The sequence below is a fragment of the Paenibacillus sp. J22R160 genome (assembly GCF_059692135.1).
This window is the reverse complement of sequence record NZ_JCAUAU010000017.1, coordinates 53,226-69,576: the sequence shown is the minus strand read 5'-3', so window position 1 is coordinate 69,576 and position 16,351 is coordinate 53,226. Positions and strand designations below refer to the sequence as shown.

General features: G+C 49.7%; 15 protein-coding genes and 1 riboswitch. Of the genes, 2 read left to right on the top strand and 13 right to left on the bottom strand.

Annotation, left to right across the window (positions count from 1 at the left end):
• Nucleotides 1-79 precede the first annotated feature (79 nt).
• The gene (locus tag AC58UW_RS25410) at nt 80-529 is read left to right on the top strand and encodes an SRPBCC domain-containing protein (RefSeq protein ID WP_497423365.1); all 450 of its coding nucleotides are present in this window, start codon (nt 80-82) and stop codon (nt 527-529) included.
• Nucleotides 530-588: 59 nt separating this feature from the next.
• On the opposite strand, the gene AC58UW_RS25405 is transcribed toward AC58UW_RS25410, so the two are convergent.
• From AC58UW_RS25405 to AC58UW_RS25375, 7 genes are all read right to left on the bottom strand, one after another.
• On the bottom strand, nt 589-1,260 hold the full coding sequence (locus tag AC58UW_RS25405; protein WP_497423364.1) for a GNAT family N-acetyltransferase: 672 nt from the start codon (nt 1,258-1,260) through the stop codon (nt 589-591).
• A 17-nt stretch (nt 1,261-1,277) separates the two neighbouring features.
• The gene (locus AC58UW_RS25400) at nt 1,278-1,985 is read right to left on the bottom strand and encodes a GNAT family N-acetyltransferase (RefSeq protein ID WP_497423363.1); all 708 of its coding nucleotides are present in this window, start codon (nt 1,983-1,985) and stop codon (nt 1,278-1,280) included.
• A gap of 27 nt (nt 1,986-2,012) precedes the next feature.
• The gene (locus AC58UW_RS25395) at nt 2,013-2,870 is read right to left on the bottom strand and encodes a carbon-nitrogen hydrolase family protein (protein WP_497423362.1); all 858 of its coding nucleotides are present in this window, start codon (nt 2,868-2,870) and stop codon (nt 2,013-2,015) included.
• 41 nt (nt 2,871-2,911) lie between these two features.
• Nucleotides 2,912-3,904, bottom strand: a complete 993-nt coding sequence (locus AC58UW_RS25390) for an acrylyl-CoA reductase family protein (RefSeq protein ID WP_497423361.1) — start codon at nt 3,902-3,904, stop codon at nt 2,912-2,914.
• A 478-nt stretch (nt 3,905-4,382) separates the two neighbouring features.
• Nucleotides 4,383-5,963, bottom strand: a complete 1,581-nt coding sequence (locus tag AC58UW_RS25385; RefSeq protein ID WP_497423360.1) for a UDP-glucose--hexose-1-phosphate uridylyltransferase — start codon at nt 5,961-5,963, stop codon at nt 4,383-4,385.
• 27 nt (nt 5,964-5,990) lie between these two features.
• The gene (galE, locus tag AC58UW_RS25380) at nt 5,991-6,977 is read right to left on the bottom strand and encodes a UDP-glucose 4-epimerase GalE (protein ID WP_497423359.1); all 987 of its coding nucleotides are present in this window, start codon (nt 6,975-6,977) and stop codon (nt 5,991-5,993) included.
• Nucleotides 6,978-8,159, bottom strand: a complete 1,182-nt coding sequence (locus tag AC58UW_RS25375; RefSeq protein WP_497423358.1) for a galactokinase — start codon at nt 8,157-8,159, stop codon at nt 6,978-6,980.
• A 200-nt stretch (nt 8,160-8,359) separates the two neighbouring features.
• On the opposite strand from AC58UW_RS25375, the gene AC58UW_RS25370 reads away from it, so the two are divergent.
• On the top strand, nt 8,360-9,217 hold the full coding sequence (locus AC58UW_RS25370) for an AraC family ligand binding domain-containing protein (RefSeq protein ID WP_497423357.1): 858 nt from the start codon (nt 8,360-8,362) through the stop codon (nt 9,215-9,217).
• 88 nt (nt 9,218-9,305) lie between these two features.
• On the opposite strand, the gene AC58UW_RS25365 is transcribed toward AC58UW_RS25370, so the two are convergent.
• From AC58UW_RS25365 to AC58UW_RS25340, 6 genes are all read right to left on the bottom strand, one after another.
• Nucleotides 9,306-9,473 (bottom strand): hypothetical protein, encoded by a 168-nt coding sequence (locus tag AC58UW_RS25365; RefSeq protein ID WP_497423356.1) that lies wholly within the window; start codon nt 9,471-9,473, stop codon nt 9,306-9,308.
• An 82-nt stretch (nt 9,474-9,555) separates the two neighbouring features.
• Complete coding sequence (locus tag AC58UW_RS25360; protein WP_497423355.1) at nt 9,556-10,539, bottom strand: ABC transporter permease; 984 nt, start codon at nt 10,537-10,539, stop codon at nt 9,556-9,558.
• Between the two features lies 1 nt (nt 10,540).
• The gene (locus tag AC58UW_RS25355; RefSeq protein WP_497423354.1) at nt 10,541-11,620 is read right to left on the bottom strand and encodes an ABC transporter permease; all 1,080 of its coding nucleotides are present in this window, start codon (nt 11,618-11,620) and stop codon (nt 10,541-10,543) included.
• Nucleotides 11,613-13,154, bottom strand: a complete 1,542-nt coding sequence (locus AC58UW_RS25350) for an ABC transporter ATP-binding protein (protein ID WP_497423353.1) — start codon at nt 13,152-13,154, stop codon at nt 11,613-11,615. The genes AC58UW_RS25355 and AC58UW_RS25350 overlap by 8 nt, the downstream gene beginning before the upstream one ends.
• Before the next feature lie 126 nt (nt 13,155-13,280).
• Nucleotides 13,281-14,351, bottom strand: a complete 1,071-nt coding sequence (locus AC58UW_RS25345) for a BMP family lipoprotein (RefSeq protein ID WP_497423352.1) — start codon at nt 14,349-14,351, stop codon at nt 13,281-13,283.
• A gap of 266 nt (nt 14,352-14,617) precedes the next feature.
• The gene (locus AC58UW_RS25340; protein ID WP_497423351.1) at nt 14,618-16,147 is read right to left on the bottom strand and encodes a putative bifunctional diguanylate cyclase/phosphodiesterase; all 1,530 of its coding nucleotides are present in this window, start codon (nt 16,145-16,147) and stop codon (nt 14,618-14,620) included.
• Between the two features lie 85 nt (nt 16,148-16,232).
• A riboswitch (cyclic di-GMP riboswitch) is annotated at nt 16,233-16,321 on the bottom strand.
• Nucleotides 16,322-16,351: the final 30 nt, after the last annotated feature.

Here is a 16,351-nt window from a genome sequence, read left to right as displayed (position 1 = left end):
CCTTGTCGCGTTTTTACAATACTCGGAACGTACAAACCTATATGATGAGCTTAACACATAACGAGGGAGTGAGTTTAAATTGGAATTAAGATATGAATTTTACATTGGTGCAACTTGCAAAGAAGTGTGGGATATTCTAGTGACTCCGGAGGGGACGCGCAAAATTTTCTTCGGCAGCGTGCTGGAGTCTACGTTCGAGATTGGCTCTGAGTTCAGATACATAGGACCCGGCAATGACGGCGATGAAACGGTGCATGTGTACGGCACGATTCTGGCCTATGAACCGGAGAAACTTCTCTCCTGTATCGAGCATGCTGGTCCTTCCTACAACCCGAATCATGGAGATTTTGAGTCGAGGATGACCTTTACCTTGGAGACGGTCGGCAGCTGCACGAAAATGACGCTCATCAATGATCAATGGACACCAAATCACCCGAGCTTCGAGAGAACAAGGGAAAGCTGGTGGATGATTCTAAGCAATATTAAGACACTTGCGGAGACTGGCAAAACGTTAGACTTCGGTTGGTAAATTAGCGGCTATCTCAGAGGGGGAGATTAACTACCCGAACCCTGAGATAGCCTTTTCACTTATAAAGGTAAAAGTGCCAGCGATACTTTCCCCTCTAGCCCCTTAACCATAGCATGCCAAGCTTGCGGTTTATTCGCCAGAACGGCATAGTAACGCTTCAAGAACGCCACGACAATCGCCGCATCAAGCTGTGTCATGTGTTCATCTGTCGGAAGGAAACAAAGATCCAGTTCCTCCACCGCTTCCCCATTGTTTTCCCAAGAAGGATGTACATATCGGAAATCAATTCGCTTGTAACCGAGATGCGACAAGACTTCTCGCCGCACGTAAGGGTCCATCGGCTTCACGCCGCCGAACGCATGTCCTTCGATCCGATAGGGATCATAAATCTCAGCAAACATCCCCAGCATCGGCTTACCCGACTCGGCTGCTAAAGCTTCTAGGTCATTCCAGCGTTTGCGCGCCAGGAAACGGCCAATGCCAAGTCCCGCTTGACCAATGATCGTGAAGTCCGTCATCGCCACTTGAAAATCCCCATAATAGCGGTACTCTGTCGTGCCAACGACCTTCCCTTCGTGCACAGCAACGAACACCCGAATACCCGGGTCCTCCAATGGCTCTTTCCACAGAGAATATTCCAGCACTTCTTCCGGCGGGAATACCTCTTTCATCAGATCATGCATCGCACGAAACAAAGGGTTGTCAATACTTGTTATCCGTATGTATTCCATTAGTTCCTCAAGCTCCTTTACGTCCTAATTCGAAATGGATTCCGCCATTCCATCAAAAGCGCATAGTTCAATGATTCCTCATCCTGCAAATAATCCGGTACAACTTTCACCGGCGTTCTCCCGCAGCGCAGCAGGAATGTAATAACCGGGTCCTTGCAGGTCCCTGCCATGACCGCCTTCGCATACTCCTCTGCGGTCATCGCTTCGGCACGCCGGTGGTACCCCGGCATGCGCCCTCCTCCGAGCAGTCTGCGCAGCCCCAAATGCACGACCACTTCATACATGGACTGCATCATCCATTTGCCAAGGCCGAACTTGCGGTATGCGGGCATCACGCAGATATCCACAATATACAGCGTATCGCCGTTTGGCTGGTGCGTGCGGATGTAGCCATCGTCTGTTAGCGTCGACCAGCTATGATCAGCGGCATGCGCTTCGTCATAGTTGACAAGCAGCCCCGTGATGGAGCCAACAATCTTCCCCTCCACCTCAACACAGAGTGCGCCTTGCGGGAATCGTGTGACATGCTCCGTAAGCTGCTCCTCATTCCACCATAACTCTGACGGAAAAGGCGGTGGAAAGCTTTCCTGCTGAACACGAATCAGCGCGCCAATATCCGCTTTTTCATAATTGCGTATGACTGCCTGAGCGGGCTTGTCGCCGTCGAAGACGTACAGCTTTTTAGCGTAAAATTTGTGCGATTGGTTATCCTTCATGCTACTCATGCTACGATGTATACCCCCTCGCCCTAATTAGGACCAATCGGTGTACAGATCCGTCCTGCGGTCGCGCCATGTGGTGACAGAGCCTTTTTCGCGGACGAGGGTCAGCAAATCCAGATCCAAATCAGCCGTGACCACCATGTCACCGTTGATTTCGCCTTCAACCATAATGCCTTTTGGCGGAAAAGGCACATCATTCGGGGTTAGCACCGCGGCCTGCCCGAAGTTTGCCCTCATGAAATCAACTGTTGGCAGAGCGCCGACCGTGCCCGTCGTGACGACGTAGATTTGATTCTCGATTGTACGAGCATGGCACGTGTAGCGCACTCGGTGAAACCCATGCCGGTCATCCGTACAGGAAGGAGCAAACAGCACATCAGCGCCGCGGGCTCTAGCCATTCGGACGATCTCCGGGAATTCCACGTCATAGCAGACGAGTATCGCGATGCGGCCTTTCTCCGTGTCGAAAACCTGCAGCGAATCCCCAGCCCCCATATTCCATTCCTTCACCTCGGTCGGGGTAATATGCAGCTTTTTCTGCTCCCCTATACGCCCATCCGGATAAAATAAAAAGGCCGTGTTATACAGCTTACCCTCCTCAGAGGTAATGTGCGTACCGCCAATGAGGTGCATGCCCGTTTGCTTCGCCAGCCCTTGAAAAAGCCTCCGATAATCCTCCGTATACGACGGCAACGCCTCAATCGGCAGTGCTTTCCCGTGTTCATCGCCAATGGACATCAACTGTGTCGTAAACAGCTCAGGAAACAGCACAAAGTCAGCCTCAAACTCCTGAGCCACCTTCACATAATGCTCCACCTGCGCAGCGAACTCCTCAAAGTTATGTATCGAGTGCAAATGGTACTGCACCGCCGAAACCCTTATTTTCAACGTCATCTCTCCCAACTTATCATCGTTACTGTATGCCAGAGTTACAACAAGCTAACAAGCACTCGCCCTCTAACTTTCCCGTCCAAAACCTCTTGCGTCGCCTGGGCAGCCCCATCCAATGTCACTTCTTTGTACACCATCCGCTCAAGCAGCCGCGGTTTCAATTCCCCAGCCATCCGCTCCCACAAAGGCCTCCGAATATCGGAGGGGCAGAGCACCGAATCAATACCCAATAGATTCACGCCTCGCAGTATAAAAGGAAACACCGTCGCGGCAAATTCACCGCCACCGGTCACTCCGCTCACCGCTATGGATCCGCCGTACTTCATTCGGCTCAGCACATAGGCAAGCGAGTCTCCTCCAACGGGGTCGACACAGCCAGCCCAATATTCCTTATCCAGCGGCTTCCTGACGGACGGGGATAGTTCCTCCCGGGTTACGACACGCTTGGCCCCCAAATCGAGCAAATACGCATGGTCGGCGGACTTGCCCGTACTGGCTTCCACCTCGTAACCGAGCGCGGCCAGCATCGATACGCTGTTACTGCCTACCCCCCCGGTGGCGCCGCGAACGAGCACAGGGCCCTTCTCCATGCTCAGCCCGTTCTCCTCCATGCGCTGTATCGATAATGCTGCCGTAAAACCAGCCGTCCCCAGTATCATGGACTCTTTGTGGGACAGCCCCTTCGGCAGCGGCACAACCCAGTCGGCTGGAACGCGCGCGTAGGCGCTAAACCCGCCGTAATGCCCCGTTCCCAGCTCATAGCTGGTCACCAGCACCTCATCGCCCTCGCGAAAGCGCGGGTCAGACGAAGCGGCCACCGTACCGGCCAGATCGATGCCGGGCACAATAGGGTACTTGCGGACAACGCGCCCGTTCGGACTGCAGGCCAACGCATCTTTATAGTTAATACCCGAGTAGCGCACGCGTATCGTCACTTCACCCGGTGGTAAATCTTCCATTCGCAGCTCTTTCACTTGGGCGGAAAAACGTTCCTCTGTCTTCTCCACCACCAACGCCTTAAAGCTATCCATGCTGGTTTAGCCTCCTCGGTCCTCATAGGATTCGATCAAGTGAATTTTCCATCTACTACCTATTAAGTTTACTAAAATCGTGTCCAGTATTCAAAGGGTTGATGCTTCACCAAAACCGCTAGACTGGTACCGCCTGCACAATATACCACCCCACGTGCACTTATAGCACTCCTCCTGCTGAAATGTAGATTCGGTGAAACTTCTATGGGAGCGGTTGCGAAAGGGGAACTACAGGACCTTATTTCGGGAATTTAGGCTTATTTGTAAGTCCAGGCGGAACTACAGGACCTTAATCACGCTCGAATCAGCTTAGTTCCACTAAAATCGGCAAAATAGTGGACTGTAGTTCCCCCTCACCGCTCAATGGGCTATTCCTATTGAAATAGCGCCCTGTAGTTCCCCTAACGGCATGCGGAGTGATCCTCCTCCCGCCACAATTCGCAAAAAACTCCCCGGTCCTATGACCAGGGAGCTCCTCTTATTGCTGCTGCGCAAAGCCCGCAGCTTTCAAAAACCGATCAAAAGCCGCTTGCCCGGCTTCATCACGCTTGAACACGCCCGCGTCGAGCAGCACGTCCATGAACTTGCTGCCGACTTCCTCCTGCAGCACCGCTTTCGCGCCGTCTGCCGTCAGCGCAGCGCCGTGCTTCGCGAGCATCGCCTCAATCCAAGCCGCATGCTTATGCAGCGGATGAGAGGCCTCATCGCGGATTGCGCTGCCGAAGTCGGCTTCGCCGGTGAGGATCTTGGCGATATCCGCAAGCTCCTCCTGCAAACGGCCTGGCAGTACCGCCAGCCCCATAACCTCAATCAAGCCGATGTTCTCCTTCTTGATGTGGTGCAAGTTCTGGTGCGGATGGAAGATACCATCCGGATGCTCTTCACTTGTGCGGTTGTTCCGCAGCACCAGGTCAAGCTCGTACTCGCCCCGTGCGTTGTTGCGGGCGATCGGGGTAATCGTGTTATGCGGGATCCGCTGTCCGTCCTTCTCGCTGAAGGCGAGGACGTCTGCTTCCGCATCGCTGTATGCGCGCCAGTCTTCAAGCAGCTTGCTCGATAGCTTATAGAGCTGCTGCTTGTTATGACCGCTCAAGCGGATTACCGACATCGGCCACTTCACGATAGCGGCCTTCACGCCAGCGAACTCAGCGTTCGCGAATGTTTTCTCACTCGGCGCTTTCTCCATCGGGAATTGATGGCGTCCGCCCTGGAAGTGGTCATGGTTCAGAATGGAACCGCCCACGATCGGCAGATCGGCGTTGGACCCGATGAAGTAATGCGGGAATTGATCGATGAAATCGAGCAAACGATAGAACGTATTCGCTGTTGTTTTCATCGGGATATGTTTCTCATTGAAAATAATGCTGTGCTCGTTGTAATACACGTAAGGCGAGTATTGCAAATACCATTTCTCGTTATCCAGCTCTAATGGAATGAATCGCAGGTTCTGTCTTGCCGGGTGATTCACACGTCCGGCATAGCCTAAGTTGTCTGCGCAGAGCAGGCATGCGGGGTAGCTGCTTTGCGGCAGCGTTTTGAGCAGGGCAATTTCCTTCGGATCCTTCTCCGGTTTGGAGAGATTGATCGTGATCTCAAGATCGCCGTACGCTGTGCCCGCTAGCCAGTATTCATTCTTCTGAATACGATCCATCCGAATATAATTGGAATCAATAGATTGCTTATAAAAATAATTCGTTGCTGCCTCTACCCCATTGGTCTTCGCTGTGTTCCAGAATTGATTCACAACCTCGGAAGGACGAGGCATGAGCAGCCCCATAATCCGTGCGTCCAACAGATCTCGGTACGTGGCTGTGTTCTCTTCCAGGAGGCCTGCCTCATATGCTGCATCCAGCAGCTCTTCCAGCAGCGCTACAGGGCTGCTTAACTTCTCATCCGGCACTTCTCCTGCATAAGGCTCAGCAAGCCCGAATAAATCTAGCAAAGCATTTCGTGAAATATAGACATCCAACTGCTCAATGAGTCCATTTTGCTTCGCAAACTGAAGGAGCCTCTCTATGGTCAATGCGGTAAACTGCGATGCTTCAACTGTCCGTTCCATGTGTGCCACATTCCTTTCTAAACAAGCTTACTCAGCGTAACCGCTCGGGTTATTTTGGTGCCAGTTCCATGCACTTTCAATGATGGATTCCAAGGAATCGCGGCTCGGCTTCCAGCCCAGCTCCGTTCTTGCACGCTCTGACGAGGCAATCAAGGTTGCAGGGTCGCCTGCTCTCCGCGGCTCGATCACAGCAGGAATTGCATGCCCCGTTACTTTGCGCGCGATATCGATCACTTGTTTAACTGAGAAGCCTGTGCCGTTGCCCAGGTTATAAATATTGCTTTCAGCTCCGCCGCGCAGCTTCTCTACCGCTAGCACATGGGCGCTAGCCAAGTCGCTGACGTGAATGTAGTCGCGCACGCAAGTGCCGTCTTCTGTTGCATAATCGTCTCCGTAGATGGAGATATGTGCTCTTTGACCAAGTGCTACTTGTAAAATGATTGGAATAAGGTGCGTCTCTGGGCTGTGATCCTCGCCGATTTTGCCGCCGGCATGTGCGCCCGCTGCATTAAAGTAACGAAGAGATACATATTTGATGCCATGGGCCGTGTCGAACCATTTCATCATTTTTTCCATCGCCAGCTTCGTCTCGCCATACGTATTCGTAGGCAGGGTGCGGTCGCTTTCCAGAATCGGAATGTTCTCAGGCTCGCCATAGGTAGCAGCTGTCGACGAGAACACGATATTTTTCACGCCGTATTGATTCATTTTTTCAAGCAAGCAGAGCGTTCCGTACACGTTGTTGTGATAGTATTTAGCAGGATTAGTCATGCTCTCGCCAACTAGCGAATTCGCTGCGAAATGGATGATGGCATCAATGCTGTTTTCTGAAAAAACAGTATCCAGAAACTCACCGTCACGCAGATCGCCGACATACAGCTTGCCGCCAAGCACAGCATCTCTGTGCCCTTGTTGCAAGTTATCGACAATAACAACCTCTTCCCCTTTTTCCAGCAGCTCAGCCACTGCATGCGAACCGATATAACCGGCTCCGCCCGTTACTAGAATCGCCATTTATAACACCTCCCCGATCTGTTCGACGCCATTCCCGATATCACATACGTAGAAGCTCGGTGTCAAACCTGTCTTTTCTGTATATTCTTTGCCGACTTGATCGATAAATGTTTGTACGCTGTCTTCGTGAACCAAGGAAACCGTACAACCTCCGAAGCCTGCACCCGTCATGCGCGAGCCTAGCACTCCCGGAACCTTCAACGCTGCCGCAACCATTGTATCTAGCTCAACACCAGTTACTTCATAGAGATCACGCAGTGAGTTGTGGGAACCAACCATCAGCCTGCCAAAAGCTTCAAGATCATTTTGTTCAAGAACCTCGATGGACTTGAGCACACGGTCAATTTCTTCTACAACGTGCTGCGCTCTGCGGCGAACCGTTTCGTCCGGGATTAGATGCTTGTATTCGTTGAATTGATCCAGGTTTAGCTGTCCAAGCAGCGTGATGGACGGGAACTGCTTTTGCAGGTAAACAACCGCCTGCTCGCATTGGCTTCTTCTTTCATTGTAAGCGGAGTCGACGAGACCTCTGCGTTTGTTCGTGTTTCCGATCACTAGCTTGTAGCTGCCGCTATGGAATGGTACATGGCGATACTCAAGCGTATCGCACATGAGCAGGATTGCATGATCCTTTTTCCCATTAGCTACAGCGAATTGGTCCATGATGCCACAGTTCACGCCAACGAATTGGTTCTCTGTTTTTTGCGCTAGAAGGGCAATCTTCACGGTATCAATTGGATATTTCTCAAGAGTTTCAAGGGCATATGCCGTTACAACTTCAATGGAAGCTGAGGACGAGAGTCCAGCGCCGTTCGGAATTTCACCGTGGAACAAAAGGTCGTAACCTTTCGTAGCTGGCATGCCTTCTTGAGCCAAGTGGACGAAGATACCTTTCGGATAGTTTATCCAATTATCTTCTTCTTGGTAGGTCAAGTCATCTATGGAAATTTGTTTGCGAAGCGCCAGATTGGTCGATGCAAATCCGATGACACGGTCTTGTCTTGGACGGATCAGCAGCGTCGTTCCGAACGTTAATGCCGCCGGGAATACATAACCGCCATTGTAATCCGTGTGCTCACCGATCAGGTTAACCCGGCCTGGAGCATGAAACGCTGAAATTGGCGCTGCGGATTCCCCGTAAATTTCAATAAACGTGTCTTTTAAAGCTTGCAAATCTGCCATTCTGGCACCGCCTTTAGTTTTTTGTAGGATTGATGTAGGAGCAAGTTTGTAACTTCAGTATAAGAGAAGAACGCACTGTTGGCTATGGAAGCATGTTATTTTCACATGGAAAAATGTGATTTCAAACTTTCTTCTTGGCTGCTAAGTATGGTAAATTAATAGGACCATAAGGACACATCCAACGGAGCTGAAGATAAGTCATGCCCAAGCAGGAAAGCTACTATGTCGTTTCGAATCCACTACCATCTGGAGAGAGCGCATTGACTGTGCTGTTTGCTGGAGAGAGTCAGACGAAACCTGTACATCGGTTAGGCCCCAAAGTATACGACTACTACTTAATTCACTATGTCATTTCAGGCAGAGGCGTGTTTTCCACACAGGGAGAAGAGTATGCGCTAGGCGCGGGAGACAGCTTCGTCATTGAGCCAGAACAGCTTATCAGCTATGTTTCGGATGAAAATGATCCGTGGCATTACTGCTGGATTGCCTTTACAGGCGAACAAGCTCCAACTTTGGTAGCTTCTACAGGCATTAATCCCCTGCAGCCTATCTTTCACATCAAGCGCAATCGACATATCCCTGTGCTGTTTCGCCATATTCAACAAGCTTTACGAGCCAAGAATGTGAGCGCAAAGCTGAAATCCATCGGTTATCTACTCCTATTATTAGGCGAGTATTGCGAAGCTCTATCTGCCTCCACAACAGCCGGCATCGTCTCGGAGGCGGAGAGCGACCGGATTGTGCAGCAGGCTATTCACTATTTGTCCACCCAATATGCCGAGCCGATTACCATTGAAATGATGGCAGAGAGCTTGGGCTATAACCGCGCCTATTTGTCGCGCCTGTTCAAGCGCCACACCAAGGTCACTCCTGTCACATTTCTCCTCAAGCTTCGTGTCGATAAAGCGCGCCAACTGCTGCGCGAGCGGCTGGAGCTGACGATCGAGCAGATCGCAGCCTCTGTGGGCTTTTATGATCCGTTATATTTTTCCAAACAATTCCGTCGCTTATACGGCGTTTCTCCGACGGAGTACCGGAATCAAATCAAATCCTTGTGAGTGTGCACGAGTAGGGTTGGTTGGGGTACTTGGGCTGTGTGGGCGCAAGTCCAGCTAGTCCCTTTCAGCGGAAGGGAACTACAGTCCCCTATTCACCAAGAAACCACCATTCTGCCCGAATCAGGGAACTGTGATCCTCTATTTCGCTCATTTGGCTGGAATTAAGCCGATTCGAGCGCGTATAAGGCCCTGTAGTTCCGCCCATGCCTTCAAATCGGCCTATTCCCCTGAAATAAGGCCCCCTTGTTCCCCACATGCAAAAAACACCCCTTAGAATTTCATCGGATCTACCCAAAGGGTATTTCCAATGTCTATTCTAAGAGGTGCACTTCATAGTTTTATCGTTTACCCGGATCGTAAGGCTCACCAAGAGCCGATGGCGCTTTCGCCCGGCCTACGGCGCCTGCCAGTACTAAGATCGTTAACACATAAGGCAGCATGTAGAGGAACTCCTGCGGGATGTTCTTGGAGAAATCGAACAACCGCATGAAGTTGTTGAGCGCCTGCGCCATACCGAAGAACACAGCCGCGCCAAGAGCGCCAAACGGATGCCACTTGCCGAAGATCATCGCAGCCATCGCAATAAAGCCTTGGCCGGAAATCGTGTTATGCGAGAAGGCGCTTGTTGTCGTCAATGTGATGGTTGCGCCGCCAAGGCCGCCAAGCAGACCGCTGATCAAAACAGCGATATAACGAACCCGCTTCACCTTAATCCCAACGGTATCCGCAGCACTCGGATGCTCACCAACGGAGCGAAGGCGCAGACCGAATGGTGTCTTGAACAGCACATAGTACGTAACAGCAACGAGAATTAGAGCAATATAGGTAGTCGGATAAGCGGTAAATAAAGCATATCCGATATACGGGATTTTCGACAAAAGCGGAAACTCCCATTTTGAAAATACATCGTTTAACGTTTCAGTTTGCCCAGCGCCATTGAAGAGAACTTTTACCAGGAACAAAGTGACGCCAGCAGCTAAGAAGTTAATAACGACACCGCTGATGACTTGATTCGCTTTAAAGGTAATTGTCGCTACCGCATGAATGAGCGCAAAGATCAGTGCAAACACCATGGCCGTTAGCAAGCCGATCCATGGAGACCAAACACCCATGTTGGCCTCTTCCGCATAATAAGCGCCAACCGCAGAAGCGAAGGCCCCGGAGACCATAAGTCCCTCAATCCCGATGTTGACCACGCCGGAGCGCTCCGAGAAAATACCAGCTAGAGCTCCGAAGATCAGCGCCGTGGAGTAAACGAGCGTTGTGTTAATAAGTTCACTGAATTTCGTGAAAAACGCGTTGAGCATTGTGAGCAGGTCCATGTTACGACGCCCTCTCTTTCTTGCGTTTGCTATAGAACGGGATGAGCACCCATTTAACGATACCTTGTGTGGCTACGAAGAAGATCACCGAGCCGATAACGATGCGGATAATTTCCGGCGGCACATCGGCCCCGAAGCTCATTCCCGCTGATCCGTAGGATAATCCGCCGAATAGCGCGGCTCCAAGGACAATCCCGATCGGATTGTTAGCGCCCAGCAAGGATACCGCGATGCCATCAAATCCGTAACCCGGTGTGCCTGCCGCAACGACCTGATAATGGAACACACCCAGAATTTCAAATACGCCGCCTAGACCGGCAAAAACACCCGAGATAAACATTGCTTTAATAATGTTGCGATTCACATTCATGCCCGCATACTTCGCAGCATCAATATTATGGCCAACGGCACGCAGCTCGTAGCCTTGTCTTGTTTTCCAAAGAATCACATAAAAGACGATTGCTGCAAGGATTGCAATCACAGTGCCCCAGTGGATCCTGGCATGGTTCATAAGGTCCGACAACCAAGTGATGCTAAGCGAAGCCGAGTCCTGAATCATATAAGAACGCTGCTGCTTCGGCTCTAAGAGGAACGTGTTCACGATATAGTTCGACAGGAATAACGCGATCCAGTTGAGCATGATCGTTGTAATAACTTCATTAACCCCGCGTTTGGCTTTCAAATAGCCGGCGATAGCTCCCCAGAGCCCGCCAATAAGCGCTCCGACGATAACGGCCAAAGGTGCGTGAATAATCCACGGAAGACCTGTCACTTTCACACCGATAAACGTAGCCCCCGTCATCCCCATGACGAACTGCCCCTCAGCTCCGATATTAAAAAGGCCTGTACGGAATGCAAAAGCAACGGATAATCCCGTCAAAATCAAAGGAGTAATCGCACGAATCGATTCCCCGATATCATACGAATTTCCGAAAACGCGGGAAAATAATGCCCCATAAGCAGCAATCGGATTATAGCCGCCTGCTAACATGACGAGCGCTCCGAATAACAGCCCGAGCACAATCGCAACGATGGGATTCACCGCTGATTCACTTGTAAAAATACGAGCAACTTTATTCATGAGCAGCTCCTTTCCCTGTGCGCTTACTGCCAGCCATCAGAAGTCCGATCTCTTGATCGTTCGTCTCTTGCGGCAGCACTTCTCCCACAATCTGTCCTTCGTAGATAACGGCAATACGGTCCGATACGTTCATAATTTCATCCAGCTCAAAAGAAATCAACAAAACCGCTTTGCCCTTGTTCCGCTGCTCGATCAGTTGGCGATGTACGAATTCAATCGCTCCTACGTCCAATCCACGCGTTGGTTGAGCGGCAATCAGCAGGTTTGGATTCTTGTGTATTTCCCTGGCAATAATTGCTTTTTGTTGGTTTCCTCCCGACAAGGAGCGAGCCTTATTGTAAATGCTTGGCGTCCTTACGTCGAACTGCTTAATCAGCGCTTCCGCATGGCGGTCAATTGCTTCGTAATTGAGGAAGCCCCCTTTGTTATAGGCAGGATGGAAGTACGTCTCCAGCACCATGTTTTCACTCATGGAGAAATCGAGCACGAGTCCATGCTTATGCCTGTCCTCCGGAATATGCGACAACCCTGCCTCCGAGATCTCTCTCGGCGTGTGGTTCGTGATGTCGCTTCCCGCCAGCAGCACTTGTCCGCTATCAATGGATCGCAGCCCTGTTAACGCCTCGATCAATTCACTCTGTCCATTGCCATCTACACCGGCGATCCCCAGAATTTCTCCGGCTTTCACCTCGAAATTGAGCTCTTTCAATGCAGCAAGCCCTTGTTGATTTCGAACAACCAGGTTATTAACTTGAAGAACAGGCTCTCCGAGCTTCGCTTCTTTCTTCTCCACTTTAAAGGAGACATCGCGCCCGACCATTTTCTCAGCCAAAATTTGCGGATTCGCGTCTTTGCTTGCGATAGAACCAATCACTTTCCCGCGGCGAATAATCGTTACGGTATCAGCAATCTCCATAATTTCTTTCAGCTTATGTGTAATGAGAATGATGGATTTGCCCTCTTTCACAAGATTGCGCATGATGACCATCAATTCACTAATTTCTTGCGGCGTTAGTACAGCAGTCGGTTCGTCAAAAATGAGAATATCAGCGCCGCGATATAGCGTTTTCAATATTTCAACGCGTTGCTGCATGCCGACGGAAATATCTTCAATTCTTGCTTTTGGATCAACGCGAAGCCCATATTGCTCAGATAGCTTGCGCACTTTGTCTTGCGCTGTTTTGATATCGACATTCAGCCCTTTTTTCGGCTCCATGCCCAAAATAATGTTCTCCGTAACGGTAAACGGCTGTACAAGCTTAAAATGCTGATGCACCATCCCGATGCCCAGCTCAATCGCCCGATTCGGGCTATCAATAAAAACCTCATTGCCTTGCACTTTAATAAAACCCTCGTCCGGCTGATACAGCCCGAACAAAATATTCATCAGTGTGGATTTACCCGCACCATTTTCGCCCAGCAGGGCATGGATTTCACCCTTCATCAGCTTCAAGCTGATCGCATCATTCGCCACGATGCCCGGAAACCTCTTCGTAATGTTGTTAAGCTCAACAACAGGGACTACTTCACTCATCAGATCACCCTAAGGATCAATTTTTTTAATACCTTTAAACTAAGAACAAGGCTAGTTATTATAACTAGCCTTGTTTGAACAAAAGTAAACCTATCGTTCGTAACCGCTATGCCTATTATACACGTATTATGGTTTTTCAGGGACTTTGATTTCGCCGCTGATGATTTTTGCTTTGTACTCATCAACCTTTTTCAAGATGTCAGCTGTTACGTTTTTCTTGGAAGTTTCAGGAAGACCTACACCATCATCTTTCAGACCAAGTGTAACGACTTTACCGCCTTGGAATTTGTTGTCGATAACGTCTTTGGAAACACGAGCAACCGCGTTGTCAACACGCTTCAACATGGAAGTCAGTGTCACTTCATCGCCGAACTCAAGGGATTGGTCTTTATCTACACCGATAACCCACACTTTTTTACCGTTTTTCGCACGGTCTTTTGCTTCGTTGAATACTCCGTTACCTGTAGAGCCAGCTGCGTGGAAAATGATGTCTGCGCCATCATTGTAGATCGTTGCTGCCGCTGCTTTACCAAGGTCAGGCTTGTCGAATGCACCTGTATAGTTGATTTGAATTTTAGCATTAGGGTTAACTGCTTTCACGCCGGCTACGAAACCAGCTTCAAAGCGTTTGATAACCGGGATGTCGATACCGCCAACGAAACCGATTTTGTTGGATTTTGTCGTAAGACCTGCAACCACACCTACAAGGTAAGAACCTTCTTGCTCGGAGAATGTTACGGACTCTACGTTTGGAGCTTCTACAACGTTATCAATGATCGCAAGTTTAGCATTTGGGTTTTGAGTTGCAACTGTTTTAAGCGCGTCACCCATCAAGAAACCAATACCCCAAGTCAGGTTATAACCGTCTTTTACGAATTGGTTCAAGTTAGGCGTGTAGTCAGCATCGCTTTTACTTTCCAAGTTCTTAACGTTTACGCCAGTTGACTTTTTCAGTTGTTGCAAGCCTTCCCAAGCGCTTTGGTTAAAGGATTTATCGTTTACGCCGCCAATGTCTGTAACCATGCCGATTTTGAAATCTTTACCGCTGTTGTTGCTTGGTGCTGCGGATGCTGCGCTACTTGCAGCCGGAGACGCGGAAGCGGCGGGTTTTGTTTCTTCTTTTTTGGCGCCGCAACCTGTTAATGCAACCGCGGAAACAGTGACAGCCATTAACGCTGTTGTGAATAGTTTTTTCATCATCTTTACCCCCAAAATAAATTTAAAATTGTACCTTAAATCCCACATTCTAGGTTGACCAAATTCAGTTAAATTATGTATGTCTGATCATAGACCGAGTGTATCACTTCGAAACATAAGTGAAAAGCAATCCACACCGTAAATGAGCATAATTCGTGATGTTAACCAAGTTGACATGGTCTTTTTGTAAAGCCCCACAATATAGGTTTTAAGCCCCAATTATTTATTATACTACCGCCGGTCAATAAAATCTAGATGACCTATTTTTAATTTTTTTCGGTCATCAATGTCAGGAATTGGTCGGGAGATAGCGGACTGCTGAACAGTTTACCTTGCACCTCCGTACATTGCAGAAATTTCAGGTACTCGAACTGTTCTTCCGTTTCGACACCTTTCGCGATTAATTTTAACCCTAATCGGTGAGCCATCCGGACGATAGCAGCAGCCAGCAGTTGGTTCTCGTCATCATCGACAAGATCCCTGATTAGCGTGCTGTCCAGTTTCACACTGTCAAGCGGCATACCCTCTAACCCGCTTCGTGTAAATAGCCCCGTACACAAGTCATCCATAGCAATGCGCACGCCAAGCTTTTTCAACATCATCAACTTCTTGCTCGCTTCTTGCACGTTGGAAGACGTGATGCTCTCCGTAAGGTCCAGCTCGACCAAACAAGGATCGATCCCTGTTTCTTGCAGCACATCAGCTATATACGAAATGAAATGATCATCTTTAAACTGTGTAGATTTAATCGTGAACGTCATTCTAAGCGGCTCTTGGCCTGCGTCCTGCCAGACTCTCATCTGTCTACACGCCGTTTGAAACGCCCATTTGCCGATAGGCACCATGAATCCAAGCTCATCCGCTGCTTTCCGCCAATCCATGAGCTTGCGCAGTTGCTTACTCCCCTTCTCCCAGTAAAGGCTGACCTCCATGCCGATGAGCTTACGGCCTGCGATTTCATATTGCGGCTGATACCGTAATTCAAAATGCTCATGCTCTAAAGCCAACTGGAGTTCGTTCTCCATGTGAGCTTTGCTCTTCACCATCGTATCAATGTCCGGCGCATAGAACTGAAACCGATTACTCTCATGGTTTTTGGCCTCGTACATCGCTTCATCCGCACGCTGAAGAAGTTGTTCGGGCCGAGTGCCATCTAGCGGATATAACGCAATCCCCATACTAGCGGTTATCGTAATGGTTTTTCCATCCAGGACGAAGGGTTCATCCAAAACACTTTGAATGCGCGTAGCCACTACTCTGACGTCTTCTGGTTTGGTAAAAGATTCAAGCAAAATAATAAACTCGTCGCCGCCCTGCCGATACACCGTATCCGATCCACGCAGACAGCCTAGCAATCTCTCAGCAGCCAGACGAATAAGCTGATCTCCAGAGGCGTGGCCTAAAGAATCATTGACCTCCTTGAATCTGTCCATGTCGAGAAATACAACAGCCGCAAGTTGGTCATAGCGCTGAGCATGCAGGAGTACGCGCTTCAGGCGGTCCTCAAACAGTCGTCGATTCGGCAATCCCGTTAATGTATCATGGTAGGCTAAATAGGCCAGCTGCTTACTCTTCTCCTCCTGCTCGATTCCATTAAGACGCAGGTGACGGATACAAATGGCAAAGAAGAAGCAAATAAGTGCTTGAATGAGGATGAACAACAGAATCTTCGGGGTAAACGTAAAAGAAGCAGCGGCAAGTAGATTGGCCGTCAGCAGAAAGAAACCCAGAATGCCCAAATAGCGGAGTTCCTGTGCTTTCGTCTGTTGAATCCACTTTAAAAAAAGGCTTCTCATTGGGGGGAACCTCCATTCCGGTCATCAAAAAAGGCTATTCCATTTGGAATAGCCGTAGGCATACCTGTATCGGTAAATTGCTCCTGTCGGCAGCCCAGCCATCATCGTTGCGGCGGCAACCTAAGACCCGGAGCTTTGCGTCCTTACCTTTCGGCAAGTTTGCCTTTACAATATTCAGGTAAAAAAAGAAAAAGCAGGACTAAT